17 protein-coding genes are annotated in these 25,417 nt (G+C 51.0%); 7 read left to right on the top strand and 10 right to left on the bottom strand.

The window, feature by feature from the left end; all coding sequences use genetic code 11:
* Nucleotides 1–459: 459 nt before the first annotated feature.
* A complete protein-coding gene (locus tag ACN0YH_RS20650; RefSeq protein ID WP_154897897.1) occupies nucleotides 460–840 on the bottom strand; it encodes a response regulator transcription factor in 381 nt (126 codons plus the stop codon).
* On the opposite strand from ACN0YH_RS20650, the gene ACN0YH_RS20655 reads away from it, so the two are divergent.
* Nucleotides 833–1,024, top strand: coding sequence for a hypothetical protein (locus ACN0YH_RS20655; protein ID WP_417381485.1), 192 nt, complete (start codon nucleotides 833–835; stop codon nucleotides 1,022–1,024). The two genes, ACN0YH_RS20650 and ACN0YH_RS20655, sit on opposite strands and share 8 nt — an antisense overlap.
* 56 nt (nucleotides 1,025–1,080) lie before the next feature.
* Nucleotides 1,081–2,367 carry an adenylosuccinate synthase gene (locus ACN0YH_RS20660; RefSeq protein ID WP_417381486.1) on the top strand — a complete coding sequence of 429 codons (1,287 nt, stop codon included), beginning with the start codon at nucleotides 1,081–1,083 and terminating at the stop codon, nucleotides 2,365–2,367.
* 1,955 nt (nucleotides 2,368–4,322) lie between these two features.
* Here ACN0YH_RS20660 and ACN0YH_RS20665 read toward each other — a convergent pair.
* Nucleotides 4,323–4,754, bottom strand: coding sequence for an RbsD/FucU family protein (locus ACN0YH_RS20665; RefSeq protein WP_417381487.1), 432 nt, complete (start codon nucleotides 4,752–4,754; stop codon nucleotides 4,323–4,325).
* Nucleotides 4,755–5,018: 264 nt separating this feature from the next.
* Here ACN0YH_RS20665 and sucC point away from each other — a divergent pair, with 264 nt between their 5' ends.
* Both sucC and sucD read left to right on the top strand, forming a co-directional pair.
* Nucleotides 5,019–6,206: an ADP-forming succinate--CoA ligase subunit beta gene (sucC, locus tag ACN0YH_RS20670; protein WP_417381488.1), complete on the top strand. Its 1,188-nt coding sequence runs from the start codon at nucleotides 5,019–5,021 to the stop codon at nucleotides 6,204–6,206.
* Nucleotides 6,207–6,321: 115 nt separating this feature from the next.
* The gene (sucD, locus tag ACN0YH_RS20675; RefSeq protein ID WP_417381489.1) at nucleotides 6,322–7,200 is read left to right on the top strand and encodes a succinate--CoA ligase subunit alpha; all 879 of its coding nucleotides are present in this window, start codon (nucleotides 6,322–6,324) and stop codon (nucleotides 7,198–7,200) included.
* An 88-nt stretch (nucleotides 7,201–7,288) separates the two neighbouring features.
* On the opposite strand, the gene ndk is transcribed toward sucD, so the two are convergent.
* The 3 genes from ndk to ACN0YH_RS20690 all read right to left on the bottom strand — a co-directional run bounded on the left by ndk (nucleotide 7,289) and on the right by ACN0YH_RS20690 (nucleotide 9,676).
* Entirely contained in the window at nucleotides 7,289–7,756 is a 468-nt protein-coding gene (gene ndk, locus ACN0YH_RS20680) for a nucleoside-diphosphate kinase (protein WP_417381490.1), read from the bottom strand.
* Nucleotides 7,757–7,960: 204 nt separating this feature from the next.
* Nucleotides 7,961–9,139, bottom strand: a complete 1,179-nt coding sequence (gene carA, locus ACN0YH_RS20685; RefSeq protein WP_417381491.1) for a glutamine-hydrolyzing carbamoyl-phosphate synthase small subunit — start codon at nucleotides 9,137–9,139, stop codon at nucleotides 7,961–7,963.
* Between the two features lie 141 nt (nucleotides 9,140–9,280).
* A complete protein-coding gene (locus tag ACN0YH_RS20690) occupies nucleotides 9,281–9,676 on the bottom strand; it encodes an ArsR/SmtB family transcription factor (RefSeq protein WP_417381492.1) in 396 nt (131 codons plus the stop codon).
* A gap of 444 nt (nucleotides 9,677–10,120) precedes the next feature.
* Between ACN0YH_RS20690 and ACN0YH_RS20695 the strand changes: the two genes are divergently transcribed.
* Nucleotides 10,121–10,891 carry an SDR family NAD(P)-dependent oxidoreductase gene (locus ACN0YH_RS20695; protein WP_417381493.1) on the top strand — a complete coding sequence of 257 codons (771 nt, stop codon included), beginning with the start codon at nucleotides 10,121–10,123 and terminating at the stop codon, nucleotides 10,889–10,891.
* 8 nt (nucleotides 10,892–10,899) lie between these two features.
* On the opposite strand, the gene ACN0YH_RS20700 is transcribed toward ACN0YH_RS20695, so the two are convergent.
* Nucleotides 10,900–13,857, bottom strand: coding sequence for a PVC-type heme-binding CxxCH protein (locus ACN0YH_RS20700; RefSeq protein ID WP_417381494.1), 2,958 nt, complete (start codon nucleotides 13,855–13,857; stop codon nucleotides 10,900–10,902).
* A 62-nt stretch (nucleotides 13,858–13,919) separates the two neighbouring features.
* Nucleotides 13,920–14,831, bottom strand: coding sequence for an alpha/beta hydrolase (locus tag ACN0YH_RS20705; RefSeq protein WP_417381495.1), 912 nt, complete (start codon nucleotides 14,829–14,831; stop codon nucleotides 13,920–13,922).
* Between the two features lie 81 nt (nucleotides 14,832–14,912).
* Here ACN0YH_RS20705 and ACN0YH_RS20710 point away from each other — a divergent pair, with 81 nt between their 5' ends.
* Nucleotides 14,913–15,749: a sialate O-acetylesterase gene (locus ACN0YH_RS20710; protein WP_417381496.1), complete on the top strand. Its 837-nt coding sequence runs from the start codon at nucleotides 14,913–14,915 to the stop codon at nucleotides 15,747–15,749.
* 102 nt (nucleotides 15,750–15,851) lie between these two features.
* On the opposite strand, the gene ACN0YH_RS20715 is transcribed toward ACN0YH_RS20710, so the two are convergent.
* A complete protein-coding gene (locus tag ACN0YH_RS20715; protein WP_417381497.1) occupies nucleotides 15,852–17,327 on the bottom strand; it encodes a DUF1501 domain-containing protein in 1,476 nt (491 codons plus the stop codon).
* A 66-nt stretch (nucleotides 17,328–17,393) separates the two neighbouring features.
* Complete coding sequence (locus tag ACN0YH_RS20720) at nucleotides 17,394–20,603, bottom strand: DUF1553 domain-containing protein (protein WP_417381498.1); 3,210 nt, start codon at nucleotides 20,601–20,603, stop codon at nucleotides 17,394–17,396.
* A 675-nt stretch (nucleotides 20,604–21,278) separates the two neighbouring features.
* Here ACN0YH_RS20720 and ACN0YH_RS20725 point away from each other — a divergent pair.
* Entirely contained in the window at nucleotides 21,279–22,682 is a 1,404-nt protein-coding gene (locus ACN0YH_RS20725; protein ID WP_417381499.1) for an RtcB family protein, read from the top strand.
* Between the two features lie 193 nt (nucleotides 22,683–22,875).
* Here the strand turns inward: ACN0YH_RS20725 and ACN0YH_RS20730 are convergent, their stop codons facing one another.
* The gene (locus ACN0YH_RS20730) at nucleotides 22,876–25,311 is read right to left on the bottom strand and encodes a glycoside hydrolase family 10 protein (RefSeq protein ID WP_417381500.1); all 2,436 of its coding nucleotides are present in this window, start codon (nucleotides 25,309–25,311) and stop codon (nucleotides 22,876–22,878) included.
* Nucleotides 25,312–25,417: the final 106 nt, after the last annotated feature.

Genomic DNA, 25,417 nt, shown 5'->3' on the forward strand with positions numbered 1-25,417 from the left:
ATATTTGGGATGGGATTACACTGGTTACCGCAGGTCACTATCGGGTGGCCCCGGATGTAATCCGGGGTTGTCGTAGATAACAGGAAACTGTCAGTTCATTCGTCGATTCAGAAGGTGCTGGCGATTTCTTTGGTGTGGTATGAAACGGTAGCTTTCGTTTGTGTGGTTTCCCCGTCAGTATCCTGCTCGCTGCGCTCGTACCGGATTGCATCCGGTACCACCCAATAAATTATTTGAACCAACTTTTTTCGGGTGACCCCGGATGTAATCCGGGGTTGTCGCAGGCAACAGGAAACTGTCAGTTCATTCGTCGATTTAGAAGGTGCTGGCGATTCCTTTGGTGTGGTATGAAACGGTAGCTTTTGTTTGTGTGGTTTCCCCGTCAGTTTCCTGCTCGCTGCGCTTGTACAGGATTGCATCCGGTAGCATCCATTTTTCTTCTAAAAACCAGAATGGTGGTTACTCGGGCTTCAGCAGTTCATTCACTGCTTCAACCAGGTCTTCGATGTGGTAGGGTTTGGGGATGAAGCGGTCGACGCCGCGATCGAGGGCCAGTTCCCGGTATTTGGGTTCGCTGTTCCCTGTCACCATGATAATCCGCGGGGCGCGCTGTTTATAATTAGTGATGGTGTCGAGGACGGCAAAACCGCTACGGCGAGGCATAACCAGATCCAATAGCACCAGATCGGGCGCATCCCGCTCGATTTTCATCAGACCTTCGTTTCCGTCGTGGGCAACCAGAACCTCGTACCCGGCGGCTTCCATGGCCATTTGAAGCGGTTCCGTCAGACCTTCGTCATCATCAATTATCAGTACGCGTTTTTGAGGAGTTATGTTCATTATCCTGCTGAAAAATCTTGGTCTGGCCCGCACGGAGGCGATCTCTGTAAGGAATTATATCATCAGTGTCAGCGAAAATCCAATTATTAAGATCAACCTGACGCGTGGCGCTCCCCAAACGGGTTTTAGTTCGATAAAATGGGCCGGTGCGCGCCTGGAATGCGCCCTGTCTGGTCCTTTCTGAATCAGGCAGAATCATTTTTTCTCCGTTTTATATTGTCTAACCAGTGGGATAGTGTAGTGTCAGCGACGTCGGTAATCGGATTGCAGTGGGGCGATGAAGCCAAGGGCAAAATTGTAGATTTACTCTCAGAGCAGCACGAAATCGTGGTGCGATACCTGGGGGGAAATAATGCAGGCCACACTGTCAAGTTTGACGGAAAGACTTATAAACTCTCACTCTTGCCTGCGGGAGTCCTGAATCCCAACGTCACCTCCGTGATTACGGGGGGCGTGGTCATTAATCCCAAGGCATTTCTGCAGGAAATGGCCTCCATTGCTGAGCAGAATGGTCCCATTGAAGCCAGTCGACTGCTGATCAGTGACCGGGCTCATGTGATTTTTCCCTATCATATGCAGGAAGAAGTGGTTTTCGAGCAGAGCCGCAAAGAAAAAGCGATCGGCACGACCATGCGGGGAATTGGGACCTGCTACCGTGACAAAGCAGGGCGGACTCATGCCATTCGGATGGGTGATCTGGTACGTCCAGAGTATTTCCGCGCCCGACTGGAAGAAATCGTCGCCTACAAGAACAAGATATTTCAGGCGCTCGACCCGGAAGCGGAACCATTGGATGTCGATGCAATCTACGAAGAATATGCCGGTTATGCAGAGCAGCTGAAAGACCACGTGGTCGATACAAGTACTTATCTGCTGAAAGCGGTCGCCGAAAAGAAAAAAATTCTGTTCGAAGGGGCCCAGGGAAGTCTGCTGGATATTGATCATGGTACGTTTCCGTATGTCACTTCTTCCAACAGTTCCGGTTGTGGAATTCATAATGGAAGTGGTGTCTCCGAACGCTATATCGATAAAATGATTGGCGTGGTGAAAGCCTATACCACGCGCGTAGGAGGCGGACCGTTCGTCACCGAACTGCATGATGAAATCGGACAGCGCATCCGCGACGTGGGGAATGAATATGGTACGGTTACCGGGCGTCCTCGACGCTGTGGCTGGTTTGATGCCGTCGCGACCCGTTATGGTGCGAACATCAGTGGCGTGGACTGCATTGCCGTAATGCTGCTGGATGTTTTGAGCGGCCTGGATGAACTGAAAATCTGCGAAGCTTATGATGTGAACGGTAAGCAGGTCATCGACTTTCCCAGCCATATTCTGGATCTGGAACAGGCAAAACCCGTCTATCGTACCATCGCAGGTTGGAAGGAAGACATTACCGGCATTCGTAAGATGGAAGATCTGCCGGAAAATGCGATTGCCTACATCAAGGCGGTCGAGGAAATCATCGGTAAACCGGTGGAAATTGTTTCCGTTGGTCCAGACCGTGAGCAGACAATTCTGTTGAAGTAGGTGGCTGGAAACTTTCAGGGTTGCTTCTTAATCCAGAGTGTGTCTCAAGATATCTTCGGTCTGGTCGGAAGTGGTGGCATTTGTTTGTGTGGTTTCCCCGTCAGTTTCCTGCTCGCTGCGCTCGTACCGGATTACATCCGGTACCACCCAATAAATTATTGGAACCAACTTATTACGGATGGCCCCGGATGTAATCCGGGGTTGTCGTGAGACAACAGGAAACTGTCAGTTCATTCGTCGATTCAGAAGGTGCTGGCGATTCCTTTGGTGTGGTATGAAACGGTGGCGACAACAGGAAACTGTCAGTTCATTCGTCGATTCAGAAGGTGCTGGCGATTCCTTTGGTGTGGTATGAAACGGTGGCATTTGTTTGTGCGGTTTCTCTGCCAGTTTCCTGCTCGCTGCGCTCGTACCGGATTTCATCCGGTACCACCCAGTGAATTATTGGAACCAACTTTTTTCGGGTGGCCCCGGATGTAATCCGGGGTTGTCGTGAGACAACAGGAAACTGTCAGTTCATTCGTCGATTCAGAAGGGGCTGACGATTCCTTTGGTGTGGTATGAAACGGTGGCATTTGTTTGTGTGGTTTCCCCGTCAGTTTCCTGCTCGCTGCGCTCGTACCGGATTTCATCCGGTACCACCCAATAAATTATTTGAACCAACTTTTTTCGGGTGGCCCCGGATGTAATCCGGGGTTGTCGCAGACAACAGGAAACTGTCAGTTCATTCGTCGATTCAGAAGGTGCTGGCGATTCCTTTGGTGTGGTATGAAACGGTGGCATTTGTTTGTGTGGTTTCTCTGTCAGTTTCCTGCTCGCTGCGCTCGTACCGGATTGCATCCGGTACCACCCAATAAATTATTGGAACCAACTTTTTTCGGGTGGCCCCGGATGTAATCCGGGGTTGTCGTAAGACAACAGGAAACTGTCAGTTCATTCGTCGATTCAGAAGGTGCTGGCGATTTCTTTGGTGTGGTATAAAACGGTGGCATTTGTTTGTGTGGTTTCCCCGTCAGTATCCTGCTCGCTTCGCTCGTACCGGATTGCATCCGGTACCACCCAGTAAATTATTTGAACCAACTTTTTTCGGGTGACCCCGGATGTAATCCGGGGTTGTCGTAGACAACAGGAAACTGTCAGTTCATTCGTCGATTCAGAAGGTGCTGGCGATTCCTTTGGTGTGGTATGAAACGGTGGCTTTTGTTTGTGTGGTTTCTCTGTCAGTTTCCTGCTCGCTGCGCTCGTACCGGATTGGATCCGGTACCACCCCATGCTTTAGCGCCTGTATGTGGATTTGATTGATTAATTCAGCCTCTTATTGAGCACTGGTGGTCGAGATTCAGCTGGGATTGCTGGTGCGTTTCCGTAATATTGCTCAGGTGACTGTTCGCGTTCTCTGATGACGTACTGACGGGATTTCGTCGGATTCGTCGGCGATAGCGCCGAGATTCCGGAAATGCAGTAGACACGATCAATCATTTTTATCCTTCGTACATTCTTCGCTGATTTACGGCGGGGAGTACGGACAATTGGTTCGAGAGAGGAGTTGGTCATGTTTCACAATGCTTTCTCTGCTTATAAGATTCTGATGATCGGGATGATGGTTTGCATCCCAAGTACGTCTGATCTTCGCGAAGGGCGTGAGGCGATCAAGTGGATTTTCAGAATGTTGTGGCGATATTTGTTGATGTGGAACCGATGCCGGGGTGATCAGTGCCGGTGCTGTTGTGACGGTTCGCGAAGTGCGGCGACCCGCAGGCATACATCGGGAACGGGTGCTGTTTTGCGAACTGCTCATCTGGAAAAAAGGCCCTTAAATCGGGTGCATATTTCGAACAGGTGTCGCGTGTTTCAGTGCACTGTAAACTGGGCACGCGCGCGACACAAGACAGCGCTTATCGCCGGTGGCGCGCAGCGGTCAAGGGGATTTATTTCAGTAGATGGGGAAAGGGTGACTAAGTGGTCACCACTCCTTTTTTGAGAATCAGGTTGGCATACAGGGCCGTTTCGCTGGTGGCGATGATGGCGTAGGACTTTTTGGCCCGTTCGTAGAATTCAAAGCGTTCGATTTTTTCCAGTTCCGGCTTGCGGGAGTCATGCTGTTGAATAAGATCCACATAAGTTTTCCAGACCGGAGGCGTGGGAGTCTGGTCGTCGACCGGGTTCATCACTCCTGCCGGTTGTTCCACGAAGGAATCCAGGGGAAAGAACTGCAGGAGGGCCTCCAGAATTTCCGGAACGCCATGCCCGTCGAGACGGACAAGTCGCTGGGCGTGGGAGTCGGCGGGGAAATTTCCATCTGCGAGGATGATATCATCGCCGTGTCCCATTTTCAGGAGAACATACATCAGATCAGGCGAGAGGATGGGGGGGATGTTTTTCAGCATACGATTTCTCTGAATGGATTGATTTGAGTCGTGTCATAGATTGCCGTTTTCTGATTTTGACGCATCAAAAAACAGATTGAAACCGGCAGTGGTCATTGATTTCCATTATGCAGAAATTTTACGTCACTGGCGAGGATGGCTTGCTGGATATGCAGTTGTGAACCCGTTATGATGGCTTGAGTTCAAGCTGTGGGCTCGACAAAGTTTTTGAACGCCGCTTTTTCTAATCGGTAGCAAATTTTCAGGAGAAAGTCTGAAAAATCAATGAAAATTCACGAATATCAGGCCAAACAGTTGTTTCGCGAAGCCGGAATTCCCGTACCTGAGGGAATGATAGCGAAGACCGTAGATGAAGCGGTGGCCGCCTTTGAGAAGCTGGATCGTCCTTTAGTCGTTGTGAAGTCACAGATTCACGCCGGCGGCCGTGGAAAAGGTCGTTTCAAAGAATACCCCGATCAGGCAGGTGTTGTGCTGGCACGATCCGCTGAAGAAGTCCGTGAGAACGCGGAGCGGATGCTGGGTTCAACGCTGGTGACGATTCAGACGGGTGAAGAAGGCAAGCAGGTCAACACGCTGTTCATCGAGCAGGGACTGGATATCGCCCAGGAGTTGTATCTGGGGTGTGTGGTCGACCGCGAAGCAGGTGGCCCGGTTTTAATTCTCTCTACGGAAGGGGGAATGGAAATTGAAGTGGTGGCAGAAGAGAGCCCGGAAAAAATTCTGAGCGAGCCATTCTCAATTCACACCGGGCTGCTCGGTTTCCAGGCACGCAAGCTGGCGTTCAAACTGGGGATGGAAGGAAAAACGGTTCGCAGTGCCGAGAAATTCCTTTGCCAGATGAGCCGCTTCTTTATTGAAAATGACTGCAGCATGACCGAAATCAACCCGCTGGTAATTACCGGTGAGGGAGAACTGGTGGCGCTGGATGCTAAGGTTTCATTTGATGAGAACGCGATGTTCCGTCACAAGCCTCTGGAAGAACTGCGCGACCTGACGGAAGAAGAGCCTGCTGAAGTGGACGCAGGTAATGCGGGTTTAAGTTACGTCAAACTGGATGGAAATATTGGTTGTCTCGTGAACGGAGCCGGTCTGGCAATGAGCACGATGGACTTGATCAAGCATCATGGCGGGGAACCAGCAAACTTCCTGGACGTAGGTGGCGGAGCGAACGTTGACCAGGTATCCGAAGCGTTTCGGATTATTCTGGCGGATGATAACGTGAAAGCGGTTCTAGTCAATATTTTTGGCGGGATCATGAAGTGCGACACCATTGTGACCGCGCTGCTGGAAGCCTACGAGAAGGTTGGCTTCACTGTGCCCCTGGTGGTGCGTCTGGAAGGGACCAACGTGGACAAGGCGCGCGAGATGCTGGCCGGAAGCGGTCGGGATATTATCTCAGCGACCGACCTGACCGATGCCGCCCAGAAAGTGGTTGCCACTCTGAGTTCGTAGGACTGACTGCGGCCTGTTGACTGATCAACGGGCCGCGATCATTTGACGTGGTTGTTTTGTAAAAAGCGATCTTTGCCATTATTCAAACACATATTTCCCGCAAGGGTGACAGATTATGAGTATTTTAGTTACTGAAAAGACACGCGTCATTTGCCAGGGGATCACTGGTAAGTCGGGCCTGTTTCACAGCCAGCAATGCCGCGAATATGGGACTCCTCTGGTGGGCGGAGTGACTCCCGGAAAAGGGGGAACTGAGGTTGATGGTTTTCCAGTCTTCAATACAGTGGAAGAAGCCGTTGAGAAGACCGGTGCCAACACCAGTCTGGTCTTCGTGCCACCACCATTCTGTGGTGAAGCAATCATGGAAGCTGCAGATGCCGGTATGGAACTGATCATCGCCATCACGGAAGGCGTTCCCGTTTTTGACATGGTGCGTGTGATGGATTATCTGAAAGACAGAAAGAGCCGCCTGATCGGTCCGAACTGTCCTGGTGTCATAACCCCGGGGATTGCCAAGATCGGGATCATGCCCGGTTATATTCATACTCCCGGCTCTGTGGGGCTGATCAGTAAGAGTGGAACGCTGACTTACGAGGCGGCCTGGCAGTTGGGTAATATTGGTCTGGGGCAGAGCACGGCGGTTGGCATTGGTGGTGACCCGATTATCGGGACGACCTTTATTGATCTGCTGGAGCTGTTCGAAAACGATCCTGCGACGGAATCAATCATGTTGATTGGTGAAATTGGTGGAACGGCTGAAATTGAAGCTGCTGAATATATCAAGGAACATGTCACCAAACCAGTGGCTGGTTTCATTGCCGGTAAGACTGCCCCTCCCGGCAAACGGATGGGGCATGCAGGCGCGATCATCAGTGGTGGAAGTGGAACCGCTGATGAAAAGATTGCTGCTCTGGAAGCAGCCGGCGTCGTTGTGGCAGAAAGTCCAGCCGACATGGGTACTGCCATGAAGCGGGCGATTGAAGCTGCTAAATAAGCTGCTTTCTGCTGAGAGTTAAAAAAGAAAAAGGCCATCCCAATTTCAGGATGGCCTTTTTTTGTTTCGAATTTGTTGAGAGGCGAGATTATTTCTCGTCGTCTGCACAGACCCAGTCGCCCAGGGCAGTGCCGTATTCGATCAACTCTTCAGGCTTGAAGTAGATTTTGATTTCGCGGGTCGCAGCATCGGGACCATCGCTGCCGTGCACCAGATTCATCTGGCGGCTGATACCATAATCACCGCGGATGGTTCCGGGAGCAGATTCACGACCATTCGTGGAACCCATCATGGAGCGGACGACGGAGATGGCTTCCGGTCCTTCGGCGACGATCGCGACGACAGGGCCGGCAGTGATGAATTCTTCCAGCAGCGGATAGAATGGTTTTTCCACATGTTCTTCGTAGTGTTCGGCTGCTAATTCTTTGGTGACCTGCAGGAGTTTGAGGCCGACGATTTTCAGTCCCTTGTTTTCAAAACGGGTTAGAATGGTACCTGCCAGGCGACGCTGAATGGCATCGGGTTTAATCAGAATCAGAGTTCGTTCGAGGGCCATGTGGGTTTCTTTCTATCTTGTCGGTTGTCTGTAAAAAGTGCGGGGTCAGATTCTGTTCCCGTCGGTAATGTATATTGGAATCTTGAAATTCAGTATTTAGTCTACTGGGTCAGTTGAGGATGAACGGATCTCTCACGCCTGATTGAATTGAAATGAAATTCAGCAATCATTTCAACCCTGATTCACTATGAATCATAGGGGCGATCAGGAAGAAACACGAGCCTGACTGATGCTTTCAAAAAACTGCTGGAACAGATAATGGCTGTCGTGCGGGCCGGCTGAGGCTTCGGGGTGATACTGCACGCTGAAAGCCTGGTATGTTTTATGGCGTAATCCGGCGACGGTATTGTCGTTCATATTGATATGAGTGACTTCGACATCGTCGGGTTTGGACTCAGGGTCTATCGCAAAGCCGTGATTCTGCGAGGTAATTTCGACCTGACCGGTGGCGTGATTGATGACAGGCTGGTTGGCACCACGATGACCGAACTTCAGTTTGAAAGTCTTGCATCCACAAGCCAGCCCCAGTAGTTGGTGTCCGAGGCAGATACCGAAGATCGGGACCTGGCCGAGCAGTTCGCGGATGGTCTCGATTGCATAAGTCAGCGGTTCCGGGTCTCCGGGACCATTTGAAAGAAAGACGCCATCAGGATTGAGTTCCATGACTTCCGCTGCAGTGCAGTTGCCGGGCAGGATTGTGACTTTACATCCCAGTTGTTTCAAGTGGCGGGGAATATTCCATTTCATGCCATAATCAATGGCGACGATGTGGTAGGCGCTTTCGGCAGCCAGATCGTCTTCGGAAAGCGTTGCGATATTTTTACCGGCGAAGGAGTGTGTGGAACTGCTATGCGCCAGTGGATGCAGGGCTTCATTCCATTCGGAGGCTGCTTGGGGAATGACTTTGCTGACCAGGTCCTGTCCAACCAGTTGCGGGCTGCCTTGGGCTTTCTTCACCAGGGATTCATCATCGAGATCCGTTGTGGAAAGTACGCCTGTCATGGCTCCGCTGGTGCGGATTTTTCGAACCAGGGCGCGGGTATCGATTCCCTGCAGACCAATGACATTGGCGGCTTTAAGGTATTCATCCAGAGTTTGTGTTGACCGGTAATTGCTGGGGATTTCACAGAGTTCGCGTACGATGAAGCCCTGTAAAGCGATGCCCCCGGATTCCACATCTTCGGGGACGATCCCGTAATTGCCGATCTGCGGATAGGTCATGGTGACGATCTGGCCGCAATAAGAGGGGTCGGTCAGGATTTCCTGGTAGCCGGTCATGCTCGTGTTGAACACAACTTCACCGTGGACTTCACCGTCCGCACCAAAGGCCGTCCCTGTGAACACACTACCATCGGCAAGGGCTAATTTCGCTGTTTTCTGCATTGTTTTTACTGATCTCAGGATCTGGAAAAAATCTGGTTAAATCTGCTATGTTCTATCAAAGATGGGCGCAAATAAAAAGAGACCGACTGTATCAGGTCGGTCTCTTCGCTGGATTTTTCAAAATTGAGTCTTATGTCGAGATCAACCCAGATTTTGTGTCAGTGTGAAATGGTCGATTCGAATGATATTTTCATCGGGATCATTAAAACTGTTGAACAGTTCTCCCATAATGGAATGGAAGTGTTCACGGCAGATGGAATAATAATTGTGCTTTCCATCTCGTCGGGCTTCGATCAGACCCGCATCCCGCAACAACGCAAGATGGTGGCTGACAGCCGGCTGGCTCTGATTGAGTCGTTCGCATAGCGCTGTTACGAATAATTCTTCTTCCTGGGCCAGGTAAAGCATAATGCGCAGTCGTGTCTCGTCAGACAACAACTTAAAGACCTTCACCAGATTTTTTTCAAGATGATCTGGCAGAGTGGGAAATCGCTGTGTCGTTCCTTCTTGGGGCGGATCCACAAGGTTTGTGGCCATATTACTAGATTCCTTTTTTAAATTCATGCAAAAAAGCTCATTTTCAACCGTCGTTCGTTTTCAACGACCGGCCTGTGGGGCATAATCTGTTCGTTCCGCTCACAAGTCAAGTGGGGGGAATGAATCGCAAAATAACAAGCAGCCAACCGCTGGCCATACCAACTTTACAACATTGTGGCCCTAAATCGCCTGTAATACATGGCGCGCAGCTCAAAGCTGAATTACTTACTCAACTACTTGTATTATTTGCCAGACAGGCGAAAGATGTGATATGAGGGAGTCGCTTTCGATCTCGAAGATCGCGAAGATCGCTCCCCTAATTCGTTGGCAATTATGGTAGTGCTCTACCCGATCGTCAACTAGTATTTATCCAGTTTATCTAATTATTCGCGAAAAAACATGCGAAATGTCTGCTTAAGTGTTTTATAAATATGGAGTTATGACGTGTCTGTATCTTCGTTCTGTAATCTCACCGGAAAGAAAGTTCTGGTCACAGGTTCTTCGAGTGGGATCGGAAAAGCGATCGCAATCGAGCTGGCAGAAGCGGGGGCAGACGTGCTGGTTCATTACCGGGCATCGAAAGAGGCGGCTGACGCGGTTGCCAGTCAGATACAAAAACTGGGTCGAAAATCGGAAACACTCTCTGCAGACCTTGCCTGTCTCGAAATCTATGAATCTTTTATTAATCAGGCTTTTCAGATTTGGGGGCAGCTGGACATTTGGGTGAATAATGCGGGGGTCGATTTATTAACCGGCAGCGAAGCGAAGTTGGATTATGGTCAGAAACTGGAAAAGCTGCTCGACGTTGATGTGCGGGGAACCGTGCTATTGTCCAAGGCTGTAGGATCGCGCATGCAGCAGCAGGGGAGCGGCTGTATTCTGAATATTGGCTGGGATCAGTCAGACCGGGGCATGGAAGGTGCCAGTGGAGAATTATTTTCTGCCAGTAAGAATGCCATCATGGGTTTCAGTCGATCGCTGGCAGTATCGCTGGCTCCCCAGGTGCGTGTGAACTGCATCGCACCGGGGTGGATTCTGACTGCCTGGGGTGAAGACGCCAGTAACGTCTGGCAGGAACGGGTCAAACGGGAAACTCCCATGCAGTGCTGGGGGACGCCGGAAGATATTGCAAAAATGTCTCGCTATCTCTGCAGTGATGAAGCAGCTTATATCACCGGTCAGGTGATCAATGTCAACGGAGGAGCCGTGCGTTAAACTGAGGTTCAGTCTGACAAACGATTCGAGTTTGGTTCCGGCAGCAGATAGGCAATCAGGTCTCGGAATTCCTGGATGGTCATCTGGTCCGCCAGGCCGTTCGGCATGATCGAAGTTTTGGATGGGATCATTTCTTCAATGTCATTGATCTTGAATGAGATCACTTCTCCCTGCGAATTATAGATCGAGCGTTCTTTATTATTGTGTTTGTGATAGATGCCAGATGCAGTTTTTCCATCGATGGTAACAATCGTCAAGGGAAGAAAACCAGGATCAATGTCTTTGCTGGGGTTGATAATTGCTTCCACCAATCGTTCTCGATTGAGGGCAATTCTGCCATTGGTACGAATCAGTCCCGGCCCCACCTGTTGACCGCGGCCATCGATCTGATGACAGCGGAAACAGCCGGGGCCTTTCGGGTGAAAGAACAGTCGCTGACCGGCCTGTGAGTCAGCGGGACCTGCGAGTGTCTGCATCCAAACTGTGAGCTGATCTTTGGCAGGTCGTTTCTCTTTCAGTTGTCGCGTTAAGATCCGTTCGACAGCAGCAGCTTTGTCAGCATCTCCTGCTGCGATCTGTTGAAGTATTGTACGCTGCGGTTCTGTCAGCGTCGCACCGGACAGTGTGCGCAGGGCTTCTTTGCTGACGAGTGGGTTTTTATCCCGGGCTAATTTCAACAGAGGCTGGATATTTATTGCAAGGGAAGAGTCGAGTCCAATAATGGCTTCTGCACGCAGGTTCGCATTCGTTGATTCATTATTTGCAAGTTGCAACAGCTTCGTTCTGGCAGCAGGGGATTTGAGTTCCCTTAGAGTACGAACGGCTTCGATTCGCAGACCGGAATCATCTGATTTCAGGAAATCAGTGAGTTTAGCTTCGCTTAGAGCGGGATCATTAGCAGGTAGGAATAGCAGTATCTGTTGTAGTACAGTTGGCGAAGTCTCGGGGAGTTCAAGCAATTGTGCTGCCTGCTTGCGAGCCTGGGATTTGCTGACCCACCAGTCGCCGGTTGTGCCTCGCGTCCAGTCTTTCATCACGCCATCCAGTTGTGCGATGGCCGCGAGATAGGCTTTCAGCAGTTCTGGCGTCGTGGCTTTACTGGCGAGATCTGCAATCAGTGTCTCGCGGAATTCGTGCAGTTCATCGCGGCCGATCCACTCGACGGCTGCAAAGCGGACCTGTGGATTCTCATCATCTAATGCCTGTTTCAAAATAGAAGTGGATGGTTTTTCCCGACTTTCTTTTAATAACAGGATCACGCCCAGACGGACGGCGGGATCTGCGTGCGAAAAGTTTTCAACAAGCTCCGCATCCGATAATGTATTGTGGAGCCCCTGTCGCGCGGCCTGCTGCATAAATTTATCGGAAGAAGAGAGCCGTTCAAAAATCAGCGGTAAAGCCGACTTTTCTGAGATACGTCTTAACGCCGCTGCCTGAACTGCAGGCGAAGGGTCTTGCTGAACGACTTTTTGAAAACTGATCAGCTTTTCAGGCAGGATCGTCACAGCCTGCTCCCGAAGTCCGGGCTGTTTGTCATGCAGGATTGCAGTAGCCAGCTCGGGCGTGAGTTTGTCGACACTGACCAGGGCATTCAAGGCGGTGGCACGGACGCGGGGGGCTTCATTTTTGAGAGCTGCTTTTAAAACCGTGATACCGGCTTCGCCCTCTGCGAGTAACTGTCGTGCAGCGGCATCGCGTGTCTGCCAGTCTGAAGAAGTGATTAAGTTCGTTCTCTGTATCTCTACTGGTTTGACTGCAGTGATCCGCCAAATGCGACCTTTACCGTGCAGCGGGTAAGAGCGGTCAGCCCAGTCGCCGACGTAGAGGCTGCCATCAGGACCAGCGGTGATTCCGGCGGGTCGGAAATGTTCTTCGCCGGCGATTACCGGCTGAGTGGTTGCTTTAAATGAAGCTCCGTCCGGAGTGAGGTGGTAGCGATCAATTCGATGTTCGCCCCAGCTGGCGACCAGTAGATCGCCTCGATAATCTGCGGGTAGCTGCTCGGATTCGTAAATGATCAGACCTGTAGGGGATTCGCCGGTGGAAGAGGTCATCGGCAGTGTACCGGGAGTTTCTGCATTAACGGCAATAAAGGGTTCGAGTGTCCGGCGTCGATAGCCGTAGTCGCCTCCTGGCACGATGGTTAGCAGTCGGCACGGAGGCCGGTTCCCGGGATCATTATCGCCGACAAACATACGGCCGTTGACATCAAAACAGAGGTGGAAGGGGTTCCAGAAACCGGTGGCGATGCGTTCGAGTCTGCTACCATCCAGGCGACAGCGAAATATGCCTCCTTCGCCGCGGAGAGCGGGAATACGTATATTTCCGTTGCCGATGAGCGTGGCATCGTCTCCGTAATTCTGACCGAGTGTGAAGTAGACGTTTCCAAAATCGCCGACAAGTTCCGCGTCTGCCCCTTCGTTTTCTCCCAGAGTAAAGTAGACATTGTTGAAAAAGTCGAATGCAAAGCCTGAGAAACCATTGTGGGGATAAGTGGCTGTCGTCTCAAGTTGTACCAGGTTCTGTCTGACATCAGCGGTGCCATCATCGTCTTTATCGCGGAGTCGAAAAATCGAGCTGCGGGTGGCGACGTAGATCCAGCCATCCGGATGTGCGGCGACGTTCATCGTTTCCGTTGAACCCTCGTAGAAAGTCTGAATGCGATCGGCGCGTCCATTGCCGGTGGTGTCCTGCAGGATGCGGATACGGTCGGTTTTCGGTCCCTGGTAATTTTCGGGACGAAAGTGAGTGTGGCTCTCAACGACATAAACGCGGTGGTGTTGATCGACCGTCAGACCGGTGACGGTGACGATATCCGGCTCTGAAGCGAACAGTTCGATCTTCACACGATTATCGAGTGAACGAGGCGTTTTGATTTCCTTGGCCTGCAGGAACGATGTAACCAGAACGATCATGACGCCGCTGATACAGGGGAAAAGTCTCTTCCGATGAGTAAAACAGGTCATGGAATAGATCCTCGAATTGATGATACAAATTTAAGGTGTGCGCGGCGATTAAAGGAAGGCTGTTACTCTTTCGGGCCAAGATAACCCAGTGAATTCAGAAACTGATCCAGCTTTTTAATTGTGGAGTGGTAGTTGTCTTCGCTGTTTTTGCGCAGATTAAAGAAGCCGTGACCTTCCCCCTCATAAGCGACCAGTTCACAACGATTGCCACTCTGTTTCATCTGATCGGTAAAGCGTTCTACATTTTCGAACAGGACGGTTTTATCAGCAGTACCATGAAAAATGATAGTGGGGGGCGTCCCTTTTTTGACGAAGTGAATTGGAGAGATTTCCTTGCAGCGTTTCCCCAGTTGTGATGGGCCGCCTTTCCAACCGGTTTCGGTGGTATCGACGACAGGATTGAATAATGCCATCGCATTCGGGACGGAAGAGATACTTTTGCTTTCATCGGGTTCTTCAAAGCCGATTACGGTTCCCGTACTGGCGGCGACATGTCCACCAGCGGAACCGCCTCCGGCAGCGATACGTTGTGGATCTACCCCCAGTTCTTGGGCGTGCTCGCGAATCCAGCGGACCGCTGATTTTCCATCGGCTACACATTCAAAGGGAGTGGTGTTGTGTTTGGATTTGATGCGATATTCAGCGGTGCAGGCGACCATGCCTTGGGATGCCAGGTGTTTGCAGTGTGGCTCAAACTGGCTGGGATTGCCGTTCCTCCAGCCGCCACCAAAAAAGAATACGATTGCAGGACGGGAATCGCTGGCTTTCCAGTCTGCGGGTTTATAGATATTCAGATGCAGATCACCCTGATCGGTTTTTTTATAGACTTTGTATTCCGCACCCGGTAATGGTTTCCAGGTATTCTTTTTTGCTGCCGGTTTTTTGTCAGCCGCTGTTAATGATTCCATTGGTGACAGGCTGAATACGGTTGCCAACAGAATCAGAATGAGAGAATTTTGGGTGAGGAAGTTCATGGCGCGACGCTTCTTTCATAAAAACAGAAACCGTATACTTGAGTTGGAATTGTGTCTGTCTCTATAGTAAAAGAAATACCGATGAATTTGTCTCTTGTTTTCGAGTGGGAATCCCAAAAAATGAAAATTAAATGGTTGTTGAATCTAACCCTGTGCCTGGGGATGTTTGCGGTTTTATCGCCGTTAATGGCCGCGGACAAAACGGCTGAGTTACCTGAAAAAGAAAAGTTTCATATTTATCTATTGATTGGGCAGTCCAATATGGCAGGACGGGGGAAAGTTGATCCCGCCACCAACAAAGCACATCCCCGGGTGTTGAAACTCGACAAAGCTGGGAACTGGGTGCCTGCAACAGATCCGCTGCATTTCGATAAGCCGAAAATTGCGGGAGTGGGGCCAGGTTCCGGTTTTGGTCCTGTCATCGCAGATGCTTACCCTGAAGTGACCATCGGATTAATTCCCGCAGCGGTGGGAGGGACTCCGCTCAGTCGCTGGGTGAAGGGGGGCGATCTTTATGAACGTGCCGTCAAACTGGCCAAAGAGAATCAGAAAAAGGGTGTGATTAAAGGAGCGATCTGGCATCAGGGCGAAGGTGATTCCTCTAACCCCAAATTATATAACAGCTATCAGAAACGATTGGGCGGGATGATTGCTGATCTGCGAACAGATCTGGGAGAACCCGACATGCCTTTCGTGATGGGAGAGCTGGGAGAATTTTTCACGCGGGAGGGAGCGCCGACCGTTAATCAGGCATTACATGGGATTGCGAAAGAAGTCCCTGCCACGGCAGTCGCTTCCTCTAAAGGATTACCTGCCAAAAGCGACCAGGTGCACTTCAATGCAGAGTCTGAACGGGAGTTTGGCAAACGCTATGCTGCTCAGATGCTGAAACTGCAGAAGCAGGCGGCAGAGAAATAACAAAGAGAGATCTGTTACATTGCTGACTTTTTAAACAAAAACAGGATCGCCCGTCGAGAGCAATGGGCGATCCTGTTTCATTTAATCAGTGATCGATTTGGGTCAGGCCAGGATTTCCTGGACGGGGCTGTGTTCTTCTACCCCTGTCAGTCTCTGGTCGAGCCCCTGGAATTTATAGGTGAGTTTTTTGTGATCAATGCCCAGGCACTTGAGAATCGTCGCATTGAACTCATGAATATGAACCGGGTTTTCCGTGATGTTGTAGCTGAAATCATCGGTTGTGCCATGCACGATGCCTCTTTTGATTCCACCACCGGCCATCCAGATACTGAAGCAACGGGGATGATGGTCGCGTCCATAATTTTCGCGTGTCAGTTTTCCCTGACAGTAAACGGTGCGACCAAATTCACCACCCCAGACGACCAGTGTGTCATCGAGCATGCCACGCTGTTTCAGGTCTTTAACGAGAGCGGCTGCCGGCTGATCAATGTCTTTACACTGCTTGGGCAGGTCACCGGCGATGTTTGCGTGCTGGTCCCAACCTCGGTGAAAGATCTGTGAGAAACGCACGCCCCGTTCGGCCATGCGTCGAGCGAGCAGGCAGTGGTAAGCGAACGTCCCAGGTTTATGGACTTCCGGGCCGTACATGTCGAGGGTGGCTTTGGTCTCTTTGGAAATGTCGGTCAGTTCGGGAACCGAAGTCTGCATGCGGAATGCCATTTCGTACTGAGAGATACGGGTCTGAATTTCCGGATCGCCGATCTGGTCGAATTCATTCTGATTCATCTCTGCCAGCGTATCGAGCATACGTCGCCGCAGTTTGGAAGGAACCCCCGGAGGGTTCGAGAGAAACAGTACGGGATCGCCTTTCGACCTTAATGAGACGCCCGCATATTTACTGGCCAGGAAGCCGCTGCCCCAGAGTCGGTTGTAAAGTGCCTGTGCCTGCTGACGTCCCGACCAGGTGGAAGTCAGTACGACGAAGGAAGGCAGATTTTCATTCATGGAACCCAGTCCATAGCTCAACCAGGAGCCCAGACTGGCGCGACCGGGTAGTTGATTGCCGGTGCAGATGTAGGTGATGGCAGGGTCGTGGTTGATCGCTTCTGTCCAGAGTGAGCGGACGATGGAAATATCTTTCACGATGCCAGCAGTATGCGGCAGCAGTTCACTGACCCAGGCACCATCGCCTCCATTATCGTATTTCTGAAACTTGAATTTGGAAGGAGCCAATGGAAAGCGGGACTGTCCAGACGTCATGGTCGTCAGTCGCTGCCCTTTGCGGACTTCTTCCGGCAGGTCTTTATCAAAAAGTTCGTTCAGTTTGGGTTTGTAGTCAAGTGTATCAATCTGAGAAGGGGAACCCGCCATGAACAGGTAAATGGCCTGCTTGGCTTTGGGAGCGAAGTGTGGTATCCCCGGCAGTCCTCCTGTCGCCTTCATTTCCGGACTGGCGGCCTGTAGTGGCAGCCGCCCTGATTCCAGCGAGGCCAGGGCGGCGGTACCCAGGCCTAATCCACCCGTTTTGAAAAAGTGGCGGCGCGTGATTTGTGAGAGTCGTTCCTGAATGGGATTCATGACTTTACCTTTTATTCTGTTTTATACTCAACCGGATTGTATTTTTCTCTGAGACTCAGTTCAAATTCAGTTTTTCGTGAGCACTTCATCCAGGTTCAGGATGAGGTTGGCGATCATGGTCCAGGCTGCCAGTTCCTGGGGATTCAGTTTCGGATCCGGTTTGGATTCTCCAACGGCAATCAGTTCTGTAGCGGCTTTCGGATCACCCTGGTAATACGATTGCATATCCTGGAAAGTATTCTGCATCAGCGTCAGATCTTCTGCTGAGATTGGTTTTCCGGTGGCCAGTAGATAGGCAAATTTGATCCGTTCTTCCGGTGAGGTGCCTCCTTCTTTGAGCATTCGCTCTCCCAGTGCGCGGGCAGCTTCCATGTATTGAGGATCATTCAATAACAGGAGGGCCTGCAGAGGAGTGTTAGTGCGTTCTCGACGCATCGTGCAGGCCTCACGGCTGGGGGCATCGAAGGTCGACATTTCAGGAGGAGGTGACGTACGTTTCCAGAAAGTATACATTCCGCGACGGAAGACTTTTTCCGGGCCGGTATCCTGCTTGAAGCGTACCGTATTCGATCCGGAGTAGCCGACAGCAAACCAGAGCCCATCAGGTTGAGGTGGTTTGACACTGGGGCCACCCACTTTGGGTACCAGTAATCCACTGACAGCCAATGCCTGATCGCGGAGCGTTTCTGCATCAAGCCGAAAGCGGGGGCCGCGCGCAAGCAGGCGGTTCTTTGGATCTTTTTTATACAACGCGGGAGTCACATTCGAACTTTGTCGATAAGTGGCTGACATGACCATCTGCTTCATGAAGCGTTTGACATCCCAGTGGTGATCCTGGAAGTCGACCGCCAGCCAGTCCAGCAGTTCGGGATGACTGGGCGGCGCGCCCTGGTTGCCGAAATCTTCGCTGGTTTCGACAATACCGGTTCCAAACAGCTGTTGCCAGAAGCGGTTGACGGCGACCCGTGATGTCAGCGGGTGACTGGGAGCGACGAGCCATTTGGCAAGACCCAGGCGATTCACAGGCCATTCGGCTGCCATAGCGGGGAACTGCGAAGGCGTTTTTCTGGCGACTTTATCCCCCTTTTGATCGTACTGACCGCGTTTGAGATCAAAGGCATCTTTGATATTATTTCGTTCGCGGAAAACGAGTGTGGTAGGCAGGGATTGAATCAGTTGCTCTTCCTGCGATTTGACCTGAACTTTTTTTGCCAGGAGTTTGCGATATTCGGAGTCGAACTGATTCAGATAATACTGCCTGAGTAATTCGGTCTGTTGCGGTGTGCGTTTATCAGCGGCTAGTTTCAGGATGGGATCGACCTGGTTGTCGAAGTACACCTGATTGACCTCGGTTTCTGTGAGTTCATGATCATAGATGCGAAATTCATCGACGAAACCGTTTGTGAGGTGAGCATTTGTTGCAGAGTGGCCGAGCATCAGAGTCGCAGAATTCAAAGCTGTGGTGTGCTTGAACGAATCGGAGGAAATCGTCAACTCTGACTGCTTACCATCGACATAGATGGCGACGCCATGCGCTTTTGCGGAACCATCGTATGTTACACAAACGTGATGCCACTGGTTGGCAGTAATTTCATTATTAGCGGTCTTCACCTCGACGGCATATCCGGGCCAGCGATCAATCAGTCTGACGCCGAGGTTCTGGTTGGTTATCTGTAGATCGTAACCGCGTTCGCGCGAATTTGGATTGAGACTGGATACGATCGGGCCTGATGTTTTACCATTTGTTTTAACCCAGATGGCAAAGCTGAAGGGAGTGCCTTTGGCAAACTGTCCGGTTTTTCCCAGGTCCAGATAGCTGCCCGGTGCAAACTGGAATCCGTTATCGAATTTCCCGGCGACCCATTTGGGAGCCCCTTTGACGGTGGCTTTGTTCTTTTCATTCTTCAGATCAGCGGCAGTGGCTTCTGTTTTTTCATTGAGCGGAAAGGAAGCCAGTAATCCCCCCGGTTGTGGGATCGAGAGCTCCGGGTTGCTGCCAGTTTTGAGGATCTGCTGTTTCCACTGCAGCCAGGATTGGAACGCTGGTTCATTGACTTTCGTTCGGCTCTCTCCCTGTTGTTCGATGGCAGTAATCTGGGATTTCAATGCTGCAAGTTGTTTGGATTGGGCTGCGTTGGGTACCCGCACTGATGGTGGAGAATCTTTGATGTTCCCGTCCATGGCAGGGCCATCTAAATTATTGAAGAAGGCGAACATCTGATAGAATTCGGTTTTCGTAAAGGGGTCAAATTTATGATCGTGGCAGACGGCACAACCGAGAGTCAATCCCATGAAGGCCTGGCCTGTAGTTTCAACGCGATCAATCACATTCCGCACGTAAACCTCTTCAGCGATCGAGCCTCCTTCGTTCGTGGTGACGTGGCAGCGATTAAAGCCGGTCGCGATCTGTTGATCAAGAGTGGAATTAGGCAGCAGATCACCCGCCAACTGTTCAATCACAAACTGATCATAATGCATATTCGTGTTGAAGGCATTGATGACCCAGTCGCGGTAAGGCCACATTTCCCGATAATTATCCAGGTGTAAGCCATGCGTATCTCCATAGCGGGCAATATCCAGCCAGTAGCGGGACATGTGCTCGCCGTAGTGCGGAGATTTCAGCAGGCGATCGACTACTTTTTCGTAGGCTTGGGCTGATTTGTCATTAACGAAAGCTTCCACTTCAGCGGGGGTGGGGGGCAGTCCGGTCAGATCTAGTGTGACTCGTCTGATCAGGTCGCGACGATCTGCTTCAGGTGATGCTTTCAATCCTTCTTGTTCGAGGCGGGCCAGGATAAATTGATCGATGGGAGTTTTTACATGGTCTGTCTGTTTGACTGCGGGGGGCGCTGGTTTAACGGGAGTTACGAACGACCAGTGATCCTGCCATTCTGCTCCCTGTTCAATCCAGCGTGTGAGCAGGTTGACTTCTTCCTCCGTCAGTTTTTTACCGCTCTCTGCGGGAGGCATCTGGAGGTCTTCGTCGGCGGTGGTGATGCGGGTGATCAGTTCACTCTCTTTAACATTGCCGGGGGCAATGGCTTTATGTCCGCCCAGATCGGCGAACGCGCCTTCCTGCGTGTCAAACCTCAGATCGGCTGCCCGTTTTTTAACATCTGGTCCATGACACTGAAAACAGTTTTCAGACAGGATTGAGCGAATTTTTATGGGGGAGACTTTATCTGAATTCTGTGCGCGGGCGGCAGGTAGTGTGCAGCAGAAAACAGTCAGAAGCAGAGCAGGGATGAGGCGCTTGCTCAAACACAGAAGAAGCATGACGTTCACCTTCAGGATGAAAATTTTCAAGTTAAGATCGGTTGCCTGAAAAGGGAATGTCCGAAATCAACTTGTCAATGAATCTCTGGTGATACCTGTCCGACCGACAATCCATATCAGTTTGCAACGGTGGTAGCTGAGCCACGCGGTTCAGCAGGCGGGATGGCACTTGTTTCAGAAACAGGGGAACAAAGCTGTCGTTTCTGAATTCAGGTTCATTCATTTATTCTAATCACAGCGAAAACCCTTTGCAAGACGATGATTGAGGGATTTTGTCGTATCTCCCTGTGGATACATTAGTTCGGTCTGGTTTGAATTTAATGGCAGTGTTAATTACAGGCAAAAGCCAGCAGATTTCAGGTTCATACGGCTTTTCAGGAACATCTAAAATGCCTGTGTCAGTGATACGCTTCTCTGAGGTGTATTGTTGGCTGGAACTTTTCTTAATGATTACAGAAGCCATTCACGTTGTGAGGAACAGATGACAGGGGAGAGGAACTTGCTGATCTTTTTTCATCATGTATTTTCAACTTCAGAGAACCTGCCCGGTTTGCGTGTGTCCACTGAGAACGAAACGTGTTAATCTGAAGACTGGTTTTATTTTAAATGATGACGCATTAAAACCAGAGAGGGGCAGAGCGTCGTGTCCTGTTTTGAGGGGAGAGGAACAGAGAAATGAATTCTCGACAGTTGCTGAAAATCGGAGTGCCTGAATATTGTCTGAAAACAGCGAAAACGGCAATTCAGATGAAAGTCGCCGAGGAAAAAGCGAATGGCAAAGTGCGCGGTAAGGAACTGAAAGAACTTGTGCAGAAGGTGGTAGAACACCCTGAAGAGTATCTGGAAGATTCTGCATTTCGACAACTGGCGTTGGAACTCGTAGATGATAACAGCGAAGAAGCAGTTGAACCGATTACTTACCAGATCTGGGGTAAAGAGGGCATCGATGAAGGTGCGTTCTCGCAGATGGATCTGGCCTGTCATGTACCGTCGGCATGGGGTGCCGCTTTGATGCCTGATGCGCATATCGGGTATGGACTGCCTATCGGTGGCGTACTGGCGCTGGAGGATGCTGTGATTCCTTACGCCGTCGGTGTGGACATCGCCTGTCGTATGAAATTGTCTGTGCTGGATATTTCGGTGAGCAAGCTGAATCAGAAACATCACCAGTTTGTGGACGCGCTGAATCGGGGAACCGTGTTTGGAGTTGGGCAGGCGCATGAAAAACGTCAGCGACATGCCGTGATGGATGAGGACTGGTCTGTGTCTAAAATCACGCGCCAGAACAAAGACAAAGCGTGGAAGCAGTTAGGGTCTTCCGGTTCGGGAAATCATTTTGTGGAATTTGGTGTGCTGACGATTGCAGAAGATGATGTCGAACTGGGGCTGGATGCAGGCGAGTATGTGGCGCTGTTGAGCCATAGCGGAAGCCGGGGAACCGGTGCGTCGGTATGCAGTACTTATTCCGGGATCGCGCAGGCGCGTCTGCGGAAACGACATCATCACCTGGGCCGACTGGCATGGCTGGAGATGGATTCCGAAGCAGGCCAGGAATACTGGGCAGCGATGAATCTGATGGGTGATTATGCGGCAGCCAATCATGCCGTAATTCATCAGAATGTGTCTGAGATTCTGGGAAGTAAAGTGATTTCCGGCGTGGAAAACCACCATAACTTTGCGTGGAAGGAAAAGCATGGCGGAAAAGAAGTTTACGTGCATCGCAAGGGGGCAACTCCAGCGGCAGCAGGTGAACTGGGTGTGATTCCCGGTTCCATGGCTGATCCGGCATTTGTGGTACGTGGAAAAGGAAACGCCGCCAGCTTGAATTCGGCTTCGCATGGGGCAGGTCGTTGTATGTCGCGTAATAAAGCCAAAGATAAATATCGCTGGAATGCAGTGAAGAATGATCTGGCAAAACGAGGCATCACCGTGATTTCGGCGGGCGCTGATGAAGTGCCCGGTGTTTACAAAAACATCAATGAAGTCATGGCGGAGCAGCAGGACCTGGTCGAGATCGTAGCACGTTTTAATCCGAAAGTGGTGAAGATGTGCGGCGATGGAAGCCGTGCCGAAGATTGATTCTTTTTAGTGAATGAGCACAGGCAGGTTGGAAGCCGTTTCTGACCTGCCTGTTTTTATTGATTCAGAGGAATAGTTTGAACCTCTACCTGATCAGGTATGCTGGAGCAGGGCTTGTGGACTGCACTATCATTTTTCTGCACGCTGCGCTCGTATCGAATTGTATTTGGTACTACCCCCAGGGGAATCAGAATTACTTTTTCAATCGATGTGGGGGTACTGCTTTGACTTTGCCTGCACTTTTTTTGAAGTCGGGGATGATGCTGGAGATTGTTTGTGGATTCAGGCTGAAGACGGTGAAGCCACCGGCATTCAGTTTGCGTGTCATATCAACCTGTCCCAGCACACGATCACTGCTGAGTGCCGATCCACTAGAGAGGGCACCGATGCCTGGATAAACGGGGATGTTGCCGGCAAGGTGTTTTTGCTGATCTTCAATCCAGATCCGAAACTGTGTGTCATTCTCGGTATAATCCATGGGACAAATGAAGTCGAGATAACCATTTTTTGCCCAGAGCGGCCAGTCCTGTGCGACCCATTCCCGACAGTCAGGGTATTCGCGGAAGACGGCGGCTGAGATTTTGATGGCTGGTCGGATTTTACGGGCTTCGCGCTGGACGGTCTCAACGAGACGAGTGATCTGGGCAGCGCGCCAGTCGCGATATTGGCTTTTCAGTTTGCCGTTATAGCAGTCAGCGGGCCAGTTCTGCACTTTGATGCCTGTGTCGGCTTCAAACTTCTGTCGGCTAAAGTCGCTGTAGTCGTGGCGATCATTGGGATATCGAATATAGTCAAAGTGGATGCCATCCACAGGATATTTACGGACGACTTCCAGCATGCTGTCGACTTCCAGTTTAAAGTTTTCCGGATGAGCCGGGTTGAGCCAGTCAGAAGGTTCACCGGTCACACTGACCTGTGTTCGTCCCGCGTCTCTCATCTTTTTGACAAACGCTGCAGGGGCCGTCGAAAGGTTGTGATTGACTTTCCAGATATGGACTTCCAGGCCGTGTTGATGCGCGGCTTTCAGGCATTGTTCAATCTGATCGCCATACTTTTCGTAGGTGGTACTGCGCGGTAACACATCACTGGGATAATGAGCCAGACCACCCCAGAGCATGTTGGGAATGACCATGTTAAAACCGGCATTGGACAGCTCTTTACATGTACGGTTCCAGTCGCCGGGGTAAGGACCTGTGGGAGAATGATCCCAGACGGCACGGGCTTCCCGGGGAGGACTGGCGCGGGTGAGCAGATAAATCTTGACTCGTTTCTCACGGCAGGTTCGCGCAAAGGGAATCGATTGAAATGCCTGGTTTTGCTTGAGCAGACGTCGAGCCTGGTCGAGAGTGGTAGTGGTCCGATCCAGGTCGCGGGCGGCCAGTTCACTGCTTTTAGCGGGAGTGACAGTCGAAATGATGTGTTGTCTCAGAGCGGCAAAGGTTTGAAAAGGGCCTACCTGGTCAGCCTGGGCGATGTTCGCAGTAGCGATAGCATCCCAGAGTCGGGGCTGGAAGTGCCCCATAATAGCGGTCAGCAGGGCCTGTTTATGAATGGGGTCATCACCCAGGATCAGATGGCTGAAGTAGGCACCGCGATCACTGATGATGAGCGCCGGTTTACCAGTCGATTTACCGTTTTCATCATACCATTGGCCCACCACACGTGCCCCGTGCCCTGAGGGAGTGGCGGTGACCAGGTTCCAGGAGGCCTGCTTGACTTCGGCAGGTAGTCCCAGGATTTTGGAATCTTTCAGACGGATCGAAGACAGCCCCCCCGGAGTTGTCGGCTTAAAGTAACTCCCTTTTTTAATGCCCAGATTCTTTTCGAGTGCAGGGGGAATATGAAAATTCAGAAAGACTTTACCTCCCTGTACCATAAACTGATTGAGTGTGCTGCAGGCCTTTGCAGAGAGCTCGGGGTTGAAAGGCAGGATGGCGATGGACCGTTTTCCCAGAGAAGCCGCGGTCAGCTCAGACTCGCTGATGCGGTCACAGTTGATACCGGACGTTTGCAGGAAGCCTTCGATACGATCAGCGGCGGCAACGGTATTGGTGTCTTTCTGCTGCAGACTTAGATCAGGGACAATGATCACGATGTCATTGGCAATCGCTTTCAGGTCACGTATCTGAAAGTGTGTGTTCGGTTCGGAATCCGTTTCCCGCCAGATAACCAGACGAATCGTATCAATCTTGTTCCAGCCCGCTGGTTTGTCTTCGGGACGAAAATCGCTTTTGAGAAAGCGGAGTGTCTGCCAGTTATTCCCTTTGACACTTCTGGCGGCTGAGTACCAGCCAGGACCGCTTTTGAAGTAGAGGTTGACTTGGTGATTGCTGTCAGGGCTTTCCGGTTTTACATCGACTGTGAATACGCCCGGTGTGGTCAGATCAAGTTTGACCTGCTTGTCCATGCCGGCCCGAGGAATATCACGATTCGAAGCGAACGGGGCAGAGAGCAGCAGGACATTCTGATCATTCGACTTCTGCATGGCGAGGGGCAGCGTTCCCTTCAGTTCCTGCCAGTTTTTTCTGACCTCGGTTGATGATGCATAATTGAATTCATCGAGTATCTGGCTGGTGCCGGTTGTGAAACCGAGAGTGAGTACCAGGAGACAGGGGAGGGTGTGGAACATGATAAACCTGCTGTAAAAGTCGGAAATCGATACTGAGTGATGAATTTGTAGTTTTATCGGGTTGGAAGGATACTGGCAAGTTGTCTATGCATCCAGTGTTGCTTCG

It is taken from the genome of Gimesia sp. (genome assembly GCF_048262075.1).
GTDB lineage: Bacteria > Planctomycetota > Planctomycetia > Planctomycetales > Planctomycetaceae > Gimesia.